The organism is Amycolatopsis sp. NPDC033938 (assembly GCF_055575975.1).
Map to the genome: position 1 here is coordinate 39,864 of NZ_JBVIRO010000018.1, position 15,259 is coordinate 55,122.

Annotated in this window: 12 protein-coding genes; all 12 read right to left on the reverse strand. The window is 68.4% G+C overall.

From position 1 onward, the window contains the following. Nucleotides 1-133: 133 nt before the first annotated feature. The gene (locus ACZ5ZX_RS33065) at nucleotides 134-1,393 is read right to left on the reverse strand and encodes an MFS transporter (RefSeq protein WP_465505915.1); all 1,260 of its coding nucleotides are present in this window, start codon (nucleotides 1,391-1,393) and stop codon (nucleotides 134-136) included. Nucleotides 1,394-1,571: 178 nt separating this feature from the next. Then, nucleotides 1,572-3,245 (reverse strand): PucR family transcriptional regulator, encoded by a 1,674-nt coding sequence (locus ACZ5ZX_RS33070; protein ID WP_465505916.1) that lies wholly within the window; start codon nucleotides 3,243-3,245, stop codon nucleotides 1,572-1,574. A gap of 76 nt (nucleotides 3,246-3,321) precedes the next feature. Continuing rightward, nucleotides 3,322-4,428 (reverse strand): o-succinylbenzoate synthase, encoded by a 1,107-nt coding sequence (gene menC / locus ACZ5ZX_RS33075; protein WP_465505917.1) that lies wholly within the window; start codon nucleotides 4,426-4,428, stop codon nucleotides 3,322-3,324. Then, nucleotides 4,425-5,309, reverse strand: coding sequence for a GNAT family N-acetyltransferase (locus ACZ5ZX_RS33080; RefSeq protein ID WP_465505918.1), 885 nt, complete (start codon nucleotides 5,307-5,309; stop codon nucleotides 4,425-4,427). Before ACZ5ZX_RS33080 ends, menC begins: the two co-directional genes overlap by 4 nt. 31 nt (nucleotides 5,310-5,340) lie before the next feature. Next, nucleotides 5,341-6,483, reverse strand: coding sequence for a M20 family metallopeptidase (locus tag ACZ5ZX_RS33085; RefSeq protein ID WP_465505919.1), 1,143 nt, complete (start codon nucleotides 6,481-6,483; stop codon nucleotides 5,341-5,343). Continuing rightward, entirely contained in the window at nucleotides 6,480-7,955 is a 1,476-nt protein-coding gene (locus ACZ5ZX_RS33090) for an amidohydrolase family protein (protein ID WP_465505920.1), read from the reverse strand. The genes ACZ5ZX_RS33085 and ACZ5ZX_RS33090 overlap by 4 nt, the downstream gene beginning before the upstream one ends. Nucleotides 7,956-8,081: 126 nt before the next feature. After that, nucleotides 8,082-9,269, reverse strand: coding sequence for an FG-GAP-like repeat-containing protein (locus ACZ5ZX_RS33095; protein ID WP_465505921.1), 1,188 nt, complete (start codon nucleotides 9,267-9,269; stop codon nucleotides 8,082-8,084). 12 nt (nucleotides 9,270-9,281) lie between these two features. Further along, nucleotides 9,282-10,598: an FG-GAP-like repeat-containing protein gene (locus tag ACZ5ZX_RS33100; RefSeq protein WP_465505922.1), complete on the reverse strand. Its 1,317-nt coding sequence runs from the start codon at nucleotides 10,596-10,598 to the stop codon at nucleotides 9,282-9,284. A 57-nt stretch (nucleotides 10,599-10,655) separates the two neighbouring features. Further along, the gene (locus ACZ5ZX_RS33105) at nucleotides 10,656-12,011 is read right to left on the reverse strand and encodes a GH1 family beta-glucosidase (RefSeq protein ID WP_465505923.1); all 1,356 of its coding nucleotides are present in this window, start codon (nucleotides 12,009-12,011) and stop codon (nucleotides 10,656-10,658) included. Between the two features lie 29 nt (nucleotides 12,012-12,040). Further along, entirely contained in the window at nucleotides 12,041-12,880 is an 840-nt protein-coding gene (locus ACZ5ZX_RS33110) for a carbohydrate ABC transporter permease (RefSeq protein WP_465505924.1), read from the reverse strand. Continuing rightward, the gene (locus ACZ5ZX_RS33115) at nucleotides 12,873-13,829 is read right to left on the reverse strand and encodes a carbohydrate ABC transporter permease (RefSeq protein WP_465505925.1); all 957 of its coding nucleotides are present in this window, start codon (nucleotides 13,827-13,829) and stop codon (nucleotides 12,873-12,875) included. Before ACZ5ZX_RS33115 ends, ACZ5ZX_RS33110 begins: the two co-directional genes overlap by 8 nt. Further along, nucleotides 13,829-15,142: an ABC transporter substrate-binding protein gene (locus ACZ5ZX_RS33120; RefSeq protein WP_465505926.1), complete on the reverse strand. Its 1,314-nt coding sequence runs from the start codon at nucleotides 15,140-15,142 to the stop codon at nucleotides 13,829-13,831. The genes ACZ5ZX_RS33115 and ACZ5ZX_RS33120 overlap by 1 nt, the downstream gene beginning before the upstream one ends. Nucleotides 15,143-15,259: the final 117 nt, after the last annotated feature.

Here is a 15,259-nt window from a genome sequence, read left to right on the forward strand (position 1 = left end):
GGGGGGGGGCCGGGGGGTCGTTGTGGGGGTGGGGGGGGGGGGTGTGGGGGGGGGGGGGCGCGGTTCTTGGGGGTGGGGCTTTCGGGTTTTCACCCCGAATCGCCACTCACGACCACCTGTACCGAAGATCTGTCTACTTAGGACTCGTCGCGGAGAAGGTGAACTGCGCGGGCGTCTGCGGTACCCAGAACGCCATCACGGCGGTGATCAGGGTGGTGCCGATGAGGAAGCCGAACGCGGCGGTGTAGGAGAAGGTGTCCGCGAGCCAGCCCATCGCGACCGGGGCGACCGCGCCGGCCACCTGGCCGCCGAAGTTCATCACCCCCATGCCGATCCCGGTGACCGCCGTGGGAAGCACCCGCAACGGAAGGCCGAAGACGGCCATCGTCGCCACGCCGAAGACCGCGAGGGCGAGCGTCTCGTAGAGGGTGAATTCCGCCGTGCTGTCCGCGTTCACCATGAGCGTCAGCAGCACCACGGTCACCAGGGCGATCGAGCCGAGGTACCAGCGGCCGTGGTCGTGGAAGTACTTGTCGAACAGCCAGCCACCGAGGATGGTCGTGCCGATGCTGACCAGCATCGGGATCGCGGCCAGTACCCCGGTCTGGCTCAACGACAACCCGCGCGACTCCAGCAGGTAGCTGGGTACCCAGGTGATCATCCCGTAGTTGAGCATGTTGGTGACGCAGAACAGCAGGGTGAACTTCCAGATCACCGGGGACTTCAGCACCTGCTTGCGGGAGACCTCCGGCGTCTTCGCCTCGTCACGGGGAAGGCTGCTGAGCGATTTCGGCAGCGCCTTGGGCAGGATCGCCCAGACCACGACGCCGATGAACGCGCCGATCCCCGCCATCCAGAAGAAGGTGTGCCGCCAGCCGATGGCCATCAGCAACGGCCCGACGATCAATGGCGCCAGCCCCGCACCGATCCCGCCGGCCGAAAGCATCACGCCGGTGACCGTCGCCCGGTTGGCGGGAGTCGTCCGCTCCGCGATCGCCTTGAACGACGCCGCCGGGAAAAGCCCTTGGCACACCCCGAAAAGCCCACGGACCACGAGCAGCATCCCGAAGGTGCCCGCCATCCCGGTCATCGCGGTGAACACCGACCAGAGCAGCAACGTGACCAGCATCGGACCGCGGGAGCCGTAGCGGTCGGCGAGGAATCCGGCCGGGATCTGGCAGACCATGTAGACCAGTGCGAACACGGTCACGAGCCAGCCCTGCTGGGTCTTGCTGAGGTCGAACTCGGCGCCGATCATCGGCAGCGCCATCCCGATGGAGAACCGATCGATGTAGTCGACCGACCAGGCGAACACCATCACCACCATGGTGATGACCGCCGTCCGGTTGATCCGCCGCGCCGTCCAGGTGTCCTCTTTGACCACTGTCGCCATCACGCCTCCGCCGAAACCGTTGGGAGAGAAGGAGAACGACGCACGCTGTCGGGACCGGTTGCCGTTCCGGTGTCGCGCCGATCACTTATTTTGAACAGCGGGTGAACAGGAGAGTTGGTTCGATCCCACGAACATCCGGCGATCTTTCGGGCCGGGACGACCAACCTCCGACGGAGAATCAGGACTCTTCGACGGTGGGCGGCCCGGTCCGCGCGTCGCGGGGCAGCAGCCGCAGTTGCAGCATGGCGGCGAACCGCTCCCCCGCGTCGTCGAGGTCGATCTCGCCGACTTCGGCCAGCCGCCGCAACCGGTAGCGGAAAGTGTTGGGGTGGACGTAGGCCGCGGCGGACGCGGCACCGATGTCCCCGAAGGCGTCCAGCCAGCACCTGAGGGTGTGCACCAGCTGCGACTGATGCTGTGCGTCGTAGGCGAGCAGCCGCGCGACAGGGCCGGTCGCGACGTCCCCCCTCGCCGCGGCCAGATCGGCCAGCTCCAGCATGAGAGCGTCGACGTGGACGTCCTCGACGGTCGCGACGCGTTTGGCGCCGCCGTTGGTGAGCAGTACCCGCAACGCCCGGTCGGCGCCGTCGCGCGAGGCGCGCAGGCCGGAGCCGTCGAGCGCGAGCGGTCCGATGCCGATCGCGGCGGCCGCCCGGCGCCCGGTGCGCTCCAGAAACGTGGACGCGACCCGGATCGAGCGCTCCTGGCAGTCGGCGTGGCTGCCCGGCATCGGGACGATGCCGTAGGCGACGTCGCCGACGAGGGCGACGGCCGAGCGTGGCTGGACGGCGCTGAGGTGCATGGCCAGCGCGTCCGCGACCCGCTGGCGGTCCGCGGCCAGGCGGAGATCGTCGTCCGGGGCCGGCGCGCCGAGCAGGCCCATGGCGAGCACGATCGACGGCTGGCCGAGCAGACCGAGCCGGGCGATGGCCTCCGGGGCGGCGGCACCGCCTTCGAGCGCCGTGCTCACCAGCTCCGCGCGCAGCCTTCGTTCGACGTCGGCGCCCGCACGCAACCGGAGCATGTGCAACGCGACGAGTTTGGCGGCGTCGATGAACGCCTGGGTCCGCTCCTCGCTGAGCGGTTCCCGGACCGCCGCCCAGATCGACCCGAGCACCTCGTCACCCGCGCGGACGGCGAGTGCCACCCGCGGGATCACGATCTCGTGAGCGTCGTAGCGTTCCGGGTCGACGTACACGGGCGTGTGATCGCGGTAGAGCTTCTCGAAGATGCCGTCCCGTTCCAGGTTGCGGGTGAACCGCTCCGGTACCTGCCTGCCGAGGATGGTCTCGACCCGCGACGGGTCGGCCTCGTCCTGGCGCCCGGAGAACGCGAGGACCCGCGAGTTGCGGTCCTCGATGGTCACCGGCGCGTCGAGCAGCGCGGCCACCGCGTTGGCGAGGGCGAAAAGATCACCCGAGGGCATTCCGCCGAGTGTCTGCGGCGAGACTTCGCCGACGTCGCCCTCCGCGAGCAAGGTCCTGAGCATGGCGGCCAGCTGGGCCCAGGAAGCGCCGCTGGCGAGGCCGAGCAGGGCGACCCCGGTCGAGTCCGCGGCACGGCGGAGTTCCGGCGTCGGGGTGACGGGAGAACGGACGACGAGCGCCGCCGCTCCCCTCGCACCCACGTCGTGCAGGAGACTGACGACCTCGTCGTGTTCCCGCACCCCGACGCCGAGCACGACGGCGGAGGCGGGAAATTCCGACTCGTCGTGCGGATCGTGGATGACCACCCCGCCGAGCTGCTTGCGGGTGGTCCCGCCGACCGCGATCGGCTCCAGGAGCACGTCCCCGAGGTCTTCGAGGACGCGCCCCAAACTCGTGTGCGGCTTACTGGGCACCGGTGTCAGCACCCCCCGAAGTTAAACCCGGCCTCACCGAACCGAGTGGTTCGATCCGACCAAATCTAACCCCGGAATTCGTAGTTTGCTACGAATCGATCCACGCTTTCGACTTTGTTACCTCGTCCAGCAGGTCCGGAATCGGAGTCACCCCGAGGCCTGGGCCGGTCGGCACCGGCAGGTGCCCGGACTCGAGCACGAACGGCTCGGTGATGTCCGTGCGGTAGAACCGGCCGGACGCCGAGGTGTCGCCGGGGAGCGTGAAGCCCGGCAGCGAGGCGAGGGCGACGTTGGCCGCCCTGCCGAGCCCGGTCTCGATCATCCCGCCGCACCACACCGGGACCCCGTGCGCCGCGCAGACGTCGTGCACCCGGCGGGCTTCGAGGTAGCCGCCGACCCGGCCCGGTTTGATGTTGACGATCTGGCACGCGCCCAGCTTGATCGCGTCCGCGGCGGCCCTCGCCGAAACGATCGACTCGTCGAGACAGATCGGCGTCCGGATGCGGCGTGCCAGTTCGGCGTGCCCGAGGACGTCCTCCTCTTCGAGCGGCTGCTCGATCAAGAGAAGGTCGAACGGGTCCAGCCTGGCCAGCAGCGGCGCGTCGCCGAGGGTGTACGCGGTGTTCGCGTCGACCTGCAGCAACACGTCGTCACCGAAGCGCTCCCGCACCTGGCGGACGGGCTCGACGTCCCAGCCGGGTTCGATCTTCAGCTTGATGCGCACGTAGCCCTCGTCGAGGTACCCACCGACGACGTCGAGCAGCTGCGGGATGGAGTCCATGATGCCGACCGACACCCCGCAGGCCACGGAGTCGCGAGTGGACCCCAGCTCGGCGGCGAAGGACCGGTCATGCGCCCGCAGTTCGGCGTCGAGCACCGCCATCTCCAGCGCGGCCTTCGCCATCCGGTGGCCCTTGAACTTCGCCAGCAGCGGCGTCACCTTGTGCGCGGTGAGGTCACCGGCCCCCAGCAACGCCGGGATCAGATGGTTCCGCAGCACGTGCTCGGCGGCGTCGTTGTACTCCGACGAGTAGAGCGGCGCCTCCATCGCCACGCATTCGCCCCAGCCCTCGCCCGCCGGGGTCACCGCGCGGACGAGCAGCAGTTCCCGTTCGGCCTGCGTCCCGAACGACGTCCGGAACGGGGCCACGAGCGGCATCCGGACCCGGCGCAGTTCCACACCGCTGAGTTTCACGACTGCTCCTTCGAGATCACGTACCAGCCGGCACGATCGAAACCGGCGACATGGGCGTTGTCCGCCATCAGACCGCCGAGGACTTCGCGCAGGGCGACCCGCCACGCGTTACCGCGACCGGGATCGGTGCGGCGTAACCGTTCGACGTCGGGCGGGACGGCGACGAGCACGGTCGGCGTGTCGGCGGGACCGGCGAGCGGACCACCGTCCGCGTCGATCGCCAGCGCCTTCGCCGCGCCCAGTGCTTCCGCGTCGATCAGGACGGGTTCACCGAGGGCGGCGGCGCGGACGTCCGGACTCGTCAGGTCCCAGCCGACCATCAGCCGGTCGGTGTCGCCCGAACCGTTGATGCTGTCCTCCATCGGACCGTAGAAGTCGGGCAGATAACCGATGGGGCGCGCGCCGAGCTTCCCCAGGTTGAAATAGGCGTTGCGCCGCACCAGCGGATCGAAGGTCCAGGTGATCACCGAGACGTCCTGAAGCAGCGCCCAGCCGCGCTGGTGCAGTTTGAGCGCGTGACCGATCCCCCGGCCCACGCCCGCTTTGGCGACCCCGGCGATGTGACTGTGCAGGCTCGCTTTCCCCGGATTCCCGAAGAAACCGAAGCAGGCTCCCAGAAGTTCGCCGTGTTCGAACGCGCCCGCGACGTAGTTCCCGGCCGTGGACATCGCCCGGAGCAGCTCCGTGCTCACCGGGCGGGCGCCGGGCGCGGACTTCCAGATCGATTCGAACAGGTCCACGACGGCGGCCAGATCGGCGATTTCGGTGAGTTCGCGGATTTCGACGCCCGAAGCCACGGCCGCGGCCTGAGCGGCGGCGACGGCTTCGTCGCGCACCTCGGCCGAGGCCAGGCTTTCCGTATTCGTCGCAAGATTCGTCACGGGACAATCCTTTCCCGGCTCGGTGGCCGAGTCACCGTCGTGCCGTACCAGATTCGCCCGCGGGATTCGTCGCGCCGGACGGACCCCGCTTCGCGAGGACGTTTTCCACGAGGGCGGCCAGCAGGGCGGTGCGCCGCGGCAATTCCGCGACGACGACGTGTTCGTGATCCGCGTGGGCCCCGCCGCCGACGGCGCCGAGACCGTCGAGGGTGGGAACGCCCATCCCCGCGGTGTAATTGCCGTCCGAGGCACCGCCGACGGAGGCCGCCGTCAGTTCACCGAGACCGAGTTCGTCCGACAATTCCCGCGCCAGCGCGAACAATCCCGACGACGAGCCTTCCTCCAGCGGCGGCCGGTTGATACCGCCGGTGACCCGGATGACGGCGTCCTGAAGAACCGGCCGGAGGTCTCGGATGGCCCGGTCGACCCGGAGTTGTTCGGCCTCGTTCCAGACGCGGACGTCGACCTCCACCTTCGCGACGGCGGGGACGGTGTTGACCGTCGTTCCCGCCGAGACGACGGTGGGGGTCACGCTGGTCCCGGTTTCCGGGTCGGCGAGCGCGGCCACCGCGAGGATCTGGTGCGCGATCTCGATCCCCGCGTTGATCCCCTTCTCCGGTTCGAGCCCGGCGTGCGCCGCGCGGCCCGTCACCTCGACCTGGTAGTGGGAAACGCCTTTGCGACGGCATTTCAGCGCACCACCGTCGGCCGAGGCCTCCAGCACGAACGCGGCGTCACAGCCCGCCGCCGTCTCCTCGATCAGGGCGCGCGACGACGGCGAGCCGATCTCCTCGTCACCGGTGACCAAAATGGACAGTCCGGCGCGATCGGGGACGACAGCGGCGGCGTGCAGCGCCATCACCACCCCGGCCTTCATGTCGAAGCAGCCGGGACCACGCAAGACGCCGTCCCGCACGGAAAACGGATGGGTCTCCAGCGATCCGTGCGGCCAAACCGTGTCGTGATGACCGAGGAGCAGCACCCGTGTCGGCCCGTCGCCGAATCGCCAGCGCAGATGGGTGACCCCGTCGACGACGATCCGTTCCGGATCCGTCCACAGCAGTCTCCGGCCCAGCCCCGCCACGACCTCGGCGCTACGGGCCACCGCCTCGTGATCCGACGACGGGGACTCGCAGCGGACGAGCGTCTCGATGTCGGCGAGCAGTTCGCTCATCGCGGCTCACCGCGCAGCGGTTTGCCCGGGAACGCGTCGGTGCGCAGGTTGCCGTCGGTGACGACAGGAACGCCCGAAACGAACAAATGCCGGACACCGACCGAAGGCCTCGTCGAATCGAAGTAGGTGGCCGCGTCGGTGATGGTGTTCGGGTCGAGGACGACGATGTCGGCGTCCGCTCCGACGCCGAGCCTGCCCTTGGCCCGCGCGGCGGGGGCGACCTCGTCGAGGACGCGCGCCGGCAGGTAGGAACAGCGCCGGAACGCCTCCAGCCAGGTCCATGCCTTGCTCTCGCGCACCATCAGGCGCAACGTCTTGGCGTAGGTCCCGGCCGTCCGTGGATGCGTCGCGCCGCCGGGCGGCAACGGCCATTCGGTACTTTCACTGGTGCCGTTCTTCCAGTACACGGGCAGCGCGTCGCTGGCGACGATGGCGTCCGGGAAAACGAGCGCCTGACGCAGCAGTTCGAGGTCGCGGGGGTTGCTTTCGTCGAGGAACTCCAGGATGCAGGGCGCCCCCGGCTCCTCCTCGCGGACCTGCAGCAGACGGCCCTCGTCGGCGATCCGCTCCCCCGACTCCAGCATGATCACACTGGACGGCGAGAGCCCCTTCATCTTCAACCGCTCCGGCGAAAGGAAGGCCGCGCCGATCCCCGTGCTGCCCGCGCCGTACGGATAAGCCTCGACGGTCACCCGCGACCCGGCCGAACGGCTCGCCTCCAGCGCGGCGAGCACGCGGTCGATCTGGTGGCCGGAAGTGCTGTTGACATGGCAGTGGTGCATGGCCGCGCCGGTCTCGGCCGCGACGATCGCGATCTCCTCCGAACCGTCGACAGGGGTCGCCGGGTCCACTTCGACCAGTTCACGGACGTGGGTGTAGGTCGGCGCCCCGGCCTCCTTGGCGAGCCGGGCGAGCGCCACGAACTCACCCGGATCCGTCAAGGGCGCGTAGCCGAGCAGGACGCCGACGCCGAGCGCGCCCGCGGCCAGCTCACCCTCCACAAGGGACAGCCAGGCCGCCAGCTCCTTCGGCGAGGAAGACCTCTGCCAGGAAGGGTTCCCGAGCACGGCGAGCCCGCTGTCGATATTCGCGTCGGGCTCGATCCCGGCGAGCACCTGCGCCCTGGCGGAACCCCACGACGCGGAGAAACCGTAGTGCAGCGGGCGTCCCGCCGCGGCGGCCTCGGCGTAGGCCCGCTCGATCGGCATCAGCCCGGCTTCGAGGTCGAGCGCGGTCGTGACCCCGTCCATCGCCTGCAGCCGCTGGCCGGCGATGGTGTGCACGTGACTGTGCAGGTCGATGAAACCGGGGCCGACGACGAGCCCGGAGACGTCGATCTCCGTGTCTCCCGCTTCCGACGGCAGACCCACCCCCACGGCGGTGACCACCCCGTCCGTCACCAGCACGTCGGCCGTGCCGTCGAAACCCGTCGCCGGGTCGATGACACGACCGCCACGCAAGAGTGTCCGCATGCTTCGCCTCCTAGGATCGCCTCGTTCATGGCGACCCTAGGAGGTTTCGAGAAGCGTCCGTTCGTAGCGAGCGACGAATCGGGGGGCCGGGATCCATCCGCCCGCACGAACCGGCGAAATCAACGGTCAATATGCGGCGAGGCGGACGGCCTTCCAGCCGTTGCCGATCTCCGTGCCCTGCCCGAACGTGCCGGGCCCGCCGCCGAGCCACTGCCACAGCGTCCCGTCGGATGCCCGGACCGCGACCAGGTCGGCCTTCGTGTCCCCGTTGATGTCCATGGAGGTCACCGGCCCGAACCCGGACCAACCACTGCCCACCTGGACGCCGCTGGCATAAGAGTCACCATTGCGCTTCCAGTAGTAGAGACCGCCCGACGAGTTGATCGCCCACAGATCGCCATCGCCATCGCCGTCCGCGTCGGCGGACGTGTGCCGCGGATAGGCCGACCAGCCGGGTCCGACGACGTCGGCACCCGCGAACGTGCCGTTTCCCCTGCCGATGTAGACGTTGAGGTTGCCGGCGTCCCTGGCCAGGATGTCCGCCTTGTTGTCCCCGTTCACGTCCGTGACCGAGAAGTACTCGACGGCCGTCCAGCCGGAGCCGACCTGCGCCGCCTGCGAGAACTTGCCGCCGCCCAGGTTGCGCCAGTGGTACAGCCCGGAACCGCTGGTGGCGAACAGATCCGCCAGGCCGTCGGCGTTCGCGTCCCCGATGGCGATCCGGTCGAACGCGTTCCATCCCGAACCGATCCGGACCCGGGCCCCGAAGCCTCCGGCCGCACGCCCGGGATACATCCACGCGACGCCGTCCCCGTCCACACCGACGGCGTCGTCGTATTTGTCACCGTTGAGGCTCTTGGCCGGCTTCGGGGCAGGCGGCGTGGCACCGATCGCCGCGCGAGCGTCGTCGAGGAACTGCCGGTAGGAGCCCGAGCGGTAGGTCGACCACTGCGACCAGTCGGTGCCGCTTTCGGAAATCCGGAAGGCCGCGTTCGCGTTGCACTGCGCGTTGTACGCGCAGGCGTCCGAGACCTCCGGGTGGTAGTAGTCGTTGATCTGCCACAGGCCACGATCGACCGAATGTCCGGGGTTCACGCCCCTGGCCGCCGGATCGCACCGTGATTCCGCCATCGCGACGGCCACGGCGACGACGAAGTTGTTCCCGGTGAAACCCGCCGCCCGGCCCACGGTCACACAGAGATCGATGTCGCCTGCCGCCTGTGCCGGTGCGACCGCCACGGTCGAGCAGGCCGCGACGGTCGCCGCGGTCACCGCGGCGAACCGGCGGAGGAGCGAATGTCCTTTGCTGGTCATGGTTACCCCTCGTCAGAACGCCGCGAGGCGGACGGCCAGCCAGCCAGCGCCGATCCCCGTGCCCTGCCCGAACGTGCCGGACCCGCCACCGAGCCATTGCCACAGCGTCCCGTCCGAGGACCGGACCGCCACCAGATCGGCCTTGTTGTCCCCGTTGATGTCCATCGAGGTCACCGGCCCGAACCCGGACCAGCCACTGCCCACCTGGACGCCGCTGGCATAAGAGTCACCATTGCGCTTCCAGTAATAGAGACCACCCGACGAATTGATCGCCCACAGATCCCCATCGCCATCACCGTCCGCGTCCGCCGCCGTGTGGCGCGGATAGGCCGCCCAACCGGGCCCCACTGTCACGGCCGCGCTGAAGGAACCGGTTCCCTTGCCGGTGTAGAACTTGAGGTCTCCCGCGTCACGCGCGAGGATGTCGGCCTTGTTGTCGCCGTTGACGTCGGCGACCGAGAAGTAGTCGATGCCCGTCCAGCCGGAACCGACCTGCACGGCCGGCGAGAAGCTGGCGTCGCCGCGGTTGCGCCAGTACTTGAGCGCACCGCCGCCGTCCGTGGCGAAGAGATCGGCCCAGCCGTCGCCGTTGGCGTCCGCGATGGCGATCCGGTTGTACCCGCTCCAGCCCTCGCCGAGCTTCACCCTCGTGCCGAATCCACCGGCCGCGCGCCCGGGATAAAACCAGAGGTCGCCCGCGGCGTCCACACCCGCCGCGTCGTCGTACTTGTCACCGTTGATGCTCTTGGCGGCCTTGACCGGGGCCGACGCACAGTTCTTCGAGGTCAATGTTCCCTCGGGATAGGGAAAACGCGCGCCGTCGAACGTCGCGGGCCGGATGTTGCCCGGATATCCCGAGGAGCCATAGCGGACTTCGTAGTGCAGATGCGGCGAGATTCCGGGGTTCGTCTCGCTGGTGTTGCCGACCCAGCCGATCAGCTGGCCCTGGCTCACCGACTCGCCCCTGTCGACGGCCATGTCGTCCAGATGGGCGTAATAGGTGTAGTAACCGGAGGAGCCGTGCCTGATCTTCACCAGGTTCCCGAATCCGTTGTCCTGCTGGTAGGCGGCGGTCTCGACGGTCCCGGCCGCGGCGGCCAGCACCGGCTTGCCCTTGTCCTGCGCACCGCTGGCGAGGTTGAAGTCGAGTTCCCAGTCGGTCCGGTGCGCTCCGCTGTTCGGGTTGTTGCCCTTCCACACCTCGCCGCAGGTGAACGGCAGCTGGAAGTCGGGTTCAGCGGCTTGCGCGGTGGTGGCGAGCCCGGTCAACGCGGTGACGCCCGCGAGCGTGCTCACCACCAAGCGTCTGGCGAATCTGTGCTCTCTCATGGCTTCCCCTTCGGTCGGGATGGGCGAGCCACACTCGCAGCAGCCGCTAAGTAACCACTAACCGCGGGAACGACGTCGGTCTCGTGAGTGCTCGGCGATGATCTCCGCGTAGCGGTGACCACTCGCCTTCACCGTGCGAACCTGCGTGTCGTAGTCGACCCGCACGAGCCCGAACCGTTTGCTCAGCCCGCTGTCCCATTCGAAGTTGTCGAGCAGCGACCACGCGAAGTAGCCCCTCACCGGCGCTCCCGCCTCAGCCGCTCCCGCCACCGCGCCCAGGTGTTCCTCCAGGTAGGCGATGCGGTCGGCGTCGTCGATCGAACCGTCCTCGGCGACCTTGTCGTCGAAGGCGGCTCCGCTTTCGGTGACGTAGATGGCCCGCGCGCCGTACTCGTTGGCGAGGCGGTGGATCAGGTCCGCGAGGCCCTGCCCGTGGATCTCCCAGCCCATCGCGGTGGTGGCGGCGCCCTCGACCGGCACCTGCCGGGCACGCGGCGCGGGACCGGCCGGGTCGTCCTCGACGATCTGCCGGAAGTAGTAGTTCAGCCCGTGGTAGCCGACCGGGGCCGAGATCACCTCGAGGTCGTCACCGATCACGGGCGGCTCGACGCCGTACACCTCGATCATGTCCGCCGGATAGCCGCGCCCGTTCGCCGGGTCGAGCCACCAGCGGTTGACGTGGCCGTCCATCCGGGCCGCCGCTTCGACGTCTTCGGTGGAGTCGGACGCGGGCTCGATCCCGCTGAGGTTGAGCACCAGGCCGACGTTGGCGGGTTCGGTGGCGTTCGCGGTGATCGCCTGTACGCCGAGACCGTGCGCGAGCAGGAGATGGTGCGACGCGTGGATCGCCTGCTTCAGATCCTTGATCCCCGGGGCGAAGCGGCCCTCAAGGTAGCCGAGCCAGGCCGAGCACAGCGGTTCGTTGACGGTGTTCCAGTCCTTGACCCGGTCACCGAGCCGAGCCGCGACGACGGCCGCGTACTCGGCGTAGGCGTAGGCCGTGTCGCGTTCGGGCCAGCCGCCGTTCGCCTGCAGCGCCGAGGGCAGGTCCCAGTGGAACAGCGTGACGAACGGCCGGATCCCCGCTTCGAGCAGCGCGTCGACCAGCCGGTCGTAGTGGTCGAGCCCGAGCGCGTTGACCTCGCCACGGCCGGTGGGGATCACCCGCGGCCACGCGACCGAGAACCGGTAGGCGTCCAGCCCCAGCCGTTTCATGATCTCGAGGTCCTCCGGCCAGCGCCGGTAGTGATCGCACGCGACGTCGGCGGTGTCTCCGTTGAGGACGGCACCCGGGACCCGGACGAAGTCGTCCCAGATGGACGGGAGGCGACCGTCGACGTCCACGGCGCCTTCGACCTGGTACGCGGCGGTGGCCGCACCCCACAGGAAATCGGCGGGAAGGTGCAGGTTCAAGGCAGACCTCTCTGTATCGGGACGGCGCGTCATTTCACGGCGCCCGCGGTGAGCCCGGCGACGAGATAACGCTGGAGCAGAAGGAATCCGGCGACGACCGGGACGGAGACGATGAGCGAGGCGGCCATCACCTGGTTCCAGTAGACCTGGACCTGGGTGGAGTACTCCTGCAGGCCGACGGCGAGGGTCCGCGTGCCGGAGTCGGTCATCACCGACGCGAACAGGACCTCGCCCCAGGCCGTCATGAACGAGTAGATCCCCACCGCGACGATGCCCGGCATGGCGGCCGGGATGACCACCCGGATCAGCGCGCCGAGCGGTCCGGTGCCGTCGACCATCGCCGCTTCGTCGAGTTCCTTGGGGATCGAGTCGATGTAGCCGGCGAGCATCCAGATGGCGAACGGCAGCGAGAAGGTCAGGTAGGTGACGATCAACCCGAGCCGGGAGCCGTACAGCACGATGCCGGTGGTGTTGCCGATGTTGACGAAGATGAGGAACAGCGGCAGCAGGAACAGGATGCCGGGGAACATCTGCGTTGACAGGACGGTCATCTTGAAGAAGTTCTTGCCCCGGAACCGGAACCGGCTCAGCGCGTACGCCGCGAAGATCGCGATGAGCACCGACAGGACCGCCGCCGAGCCGGAGATGATCAGGCTGTTCACGAAATACTCGGCGAGCGGGATGGTCTCCCAGATGTCGAAGAACGGCTGGATGGTCAGCGTCGTCGGGATCCACTCCCATTTCCCTTGTACATCCCCGAGCGGCTTCAGCGACGACGAAACCATCGCGTAGAGCGGCACCAAGGTGAACAGGGCGAGGAAGCCGAGGACGAAACGTCGGGCCCACGGGACCCAGCGAGGCTCAGACAACGGCTTTCCTCCTTCGCGAAGTCAGTCCCAAGTAGACGGTGCTGACGATCAAGAGGAACAGCAGCAACAGCACCGACATCGCCGAGCCGAGGCCGAAGTTCCAGGTCACGAAGGAACTCTGGTAGATGTGGATCGAGATCAGTGACGCCTCCTTCGGGGCGGACGCTCCGAAAAGGACATACGGCGTGTTGAAGTCGTTGAAGGTCCACAGGAACAGCACCAGCAGGAGAACCTGGTTGACCGGCCGCAGCATCGGCTGGGTGATCGCCTGGAACTGACGCCACCAGCCCGCGCCGTCGATCGCCGCGGCCTCGTAGAGCTCACCGGGGATGTTCTGCAACCCCGCCATCACGATCAGGAACGCGAACGGCCAGTTGCGCCACACCGAGACGACCACCAGCGACCAGAAGCTGTTGTCGCCGATCAGCCAGAAGGAGTCGGTGCCCAGCAGACTGTTCACCAGGCCGGTGTCGCGCTGGAACATGAAGGACCAGGTGATCACCGCGGCGTACATCGGCAGCGCGTACGGCACCAGGAACAGGGTCCTGAGCACCCCGCGGCCCCGGAAGTTCTTCTGCATCAGCACGGCGGCCGAAGTCCCGAAGAGCCAGCAGAACCCGACCGAGAGAACGGTGTAGACGACGCTGATCCAGAACGAGCCGAGCAACGCCTTGCCCGCGGCGGAGTTGAAGTCCAGGACGAACCTGTAGTTGTCCAGTCCCGCCGCCGGGGCGGACGAGAAGTCCCGGATGGAGAACTGCGTCAGCTTGAAGAAGCTCATCACGAGCCCGGCCACCATCGGGATCAGGTGCACGAGCAGTTCGAGCAGGATCGCGGGAAGCAGCAGCAGGTACGGCAGCGCGACCCGGCGCCGTCTCCGCCGGACGCGCTGGGGACCGGACGCCCCGGCCGCTTTCACGGCCGGGGCGTCATCGAGCGTGATCGGCATCAACTACCGGCCGCGATCTGCTGGTCCGCCTGGTTCAGCTGGTCACGGATCTTCGCGTCGTCGACAGGCTTGCCGGCGGCGACGTCCGCGAACATCGTCTTCATGGCCGTACCGATCAGCGTTTCGAACTGCGACTCCTGCGGCACCTGCGGCATCGGCTCGGCCGTGTTCGCGAGCACGCTCTGGAAGACCTTGACGTCCTCGGTCTGGAACGCCGCGTCGTTGTAGGCGTCCTGGACGGTCGGCAGTGAACCGTAGGTCTTGTTGAGCAGTGCCTGCTCCGGCGCCGAGACCATGAACTTCACGAAATCCAGTGCGGCGTCGGTGTTCTTGGTGTTCTTGAACACCGACATGTTGATGCCGGCGACGAAGCTGGTCACCTTCCGGCCGTTCGGCGGTGCGGCGGCGGGCAGCGGGATCGGCGCGACGCCGAGGTCGGCCATGTTCATCCCGATGTTCTTGAACGAGCCGGCGGAAGCCTGGTTCATGAACATCGCGGCCTTGCCGTCCGACAGGTCCTTGAGCGACTTGGCGGTGTCGGCGTACTCGGCGTTCGACGGGTTGACGATCTTGTCCTTCTGCATCAGGTCGACGAACTGCCGCACGGCCGCGACCGACGGCTCCGAAGCCAGCTGCGGCTTGCCGTCGGGGGTGAAGAACCGCGCCCCCTGCTGGGCGCCGAGAATCGCCGCGTGATGGCTGTTCTCCGTGACCTGACCGGCCTGGAGCGAAAGGCCCCACTGGCCCTTCTCTGGCTTGGTGAGCTTCTTGCCGTCCTCGACCAGCTCCTCCCAGGTGGCGGGCGGTTTGGTGATCCCGGCCTCGGAGAAGAGCTTCTTGTTGTAGTACAGGCCGTACGCCTGGCCGTAGAGCGGTACGCCGACCGGCGGCTGACCGCTCGCCCCGGTGGCCGCCAGCGACGGCCCGAGGAACCGCGACTTGCCCCCGACCTTCTCCAGCGCGGCGTCGTCGAACGGCAGGAAGGCCCCGGTCGCCTGGAGCGAGGCCGACCAGGTGTTGCCGATGTTGAGCACGTCCGGGCCCTTGCCGGAGGTGGTGGCCGCGAGGATCCGGTTGAGCAGATCCGTCCACGGGACGACCTCGAGCTTGACCTTGATCCCGGAGGCCTTCTCGAACTTGTCGAGTTCGGGCTGCAGGACGGCCTTGTCGTTGTCGAGACTGGTGCCCTGGTTGGACGCCCAGTACACGAGCTCCTTGGGAGCGCTGGACGACGTGTCGCCGCCGCCGCACGCCGTCGTGGCGGCAGCCGCCAGCGCCAGGACGAGCGCGGGCGCGATCTTTCCGATTCGCATCGATGGTCCTCGGGGTGAGTGGCCAAGCCGCATCCCCGTGTGTGACACGGGACACGCCTTATTTCAGGGCTTGAGTTAAGCCGTGGCCAAGCTTGCCGTCAAGCCCTGGAAGCCACT

Bases quoted from the DNA above. Each gene is read 5' to 3' on its own strand.
- ACZ5ZX_RS33065 (WP_465505915.1), bottom strand. From the start codon at position 1,393: ATGGCGACAGTGGTCAAAGAGGACACCTGGACGGCGCGGCGGATCAAC.
- ACZ5ZX_RS33100 (WP_465505922.1), bottom strand. From the start codon at position 10,598: ATGAGAGAGCACAGATTCGCCAGACGCTTGGTGGTGAGCACGCTCGCG.
- ACZ5ZX_RS33120 (WP_465505926.1), bottom strand. From the start codon at position 15,142: ATGCGAATCGGAAAGATCGCGCCCGCGCTCGTCCTGGCGCTGGCGGCT.
- ACZ5ZX_RS33115 (WP_465505925.1), bottom strand. From the start codon at position 13,829: ATGCCGATCACGCTCGATGACGCCCCGGCCGTGAAAGCGGCCGGGGCG.
- ACZ5ZX_RS33090 (WP_465505920.1), bottom strand. From the start codon at position 7,955: ATGCGGACACTCTTGCGTGGCGGTCGTGTCATCGACCCGGCGACGGGT.
- ACZ5ZX_RS33085 (WP_465505919.1), bottom strand. From the start codon at position 6,483: ATGAGCGAACTGCTCGCCGACATCGAGACGCTCGTCCGCTGCGAGTCC.
- ACZ5ZX_RS33095 (WP_465505921.1), bottom strand. From the start codon at position 9,269: ATGACCAGCAAAGGACATTCGCTCCTCCGCCGGTTCGCCGCGGTGACC.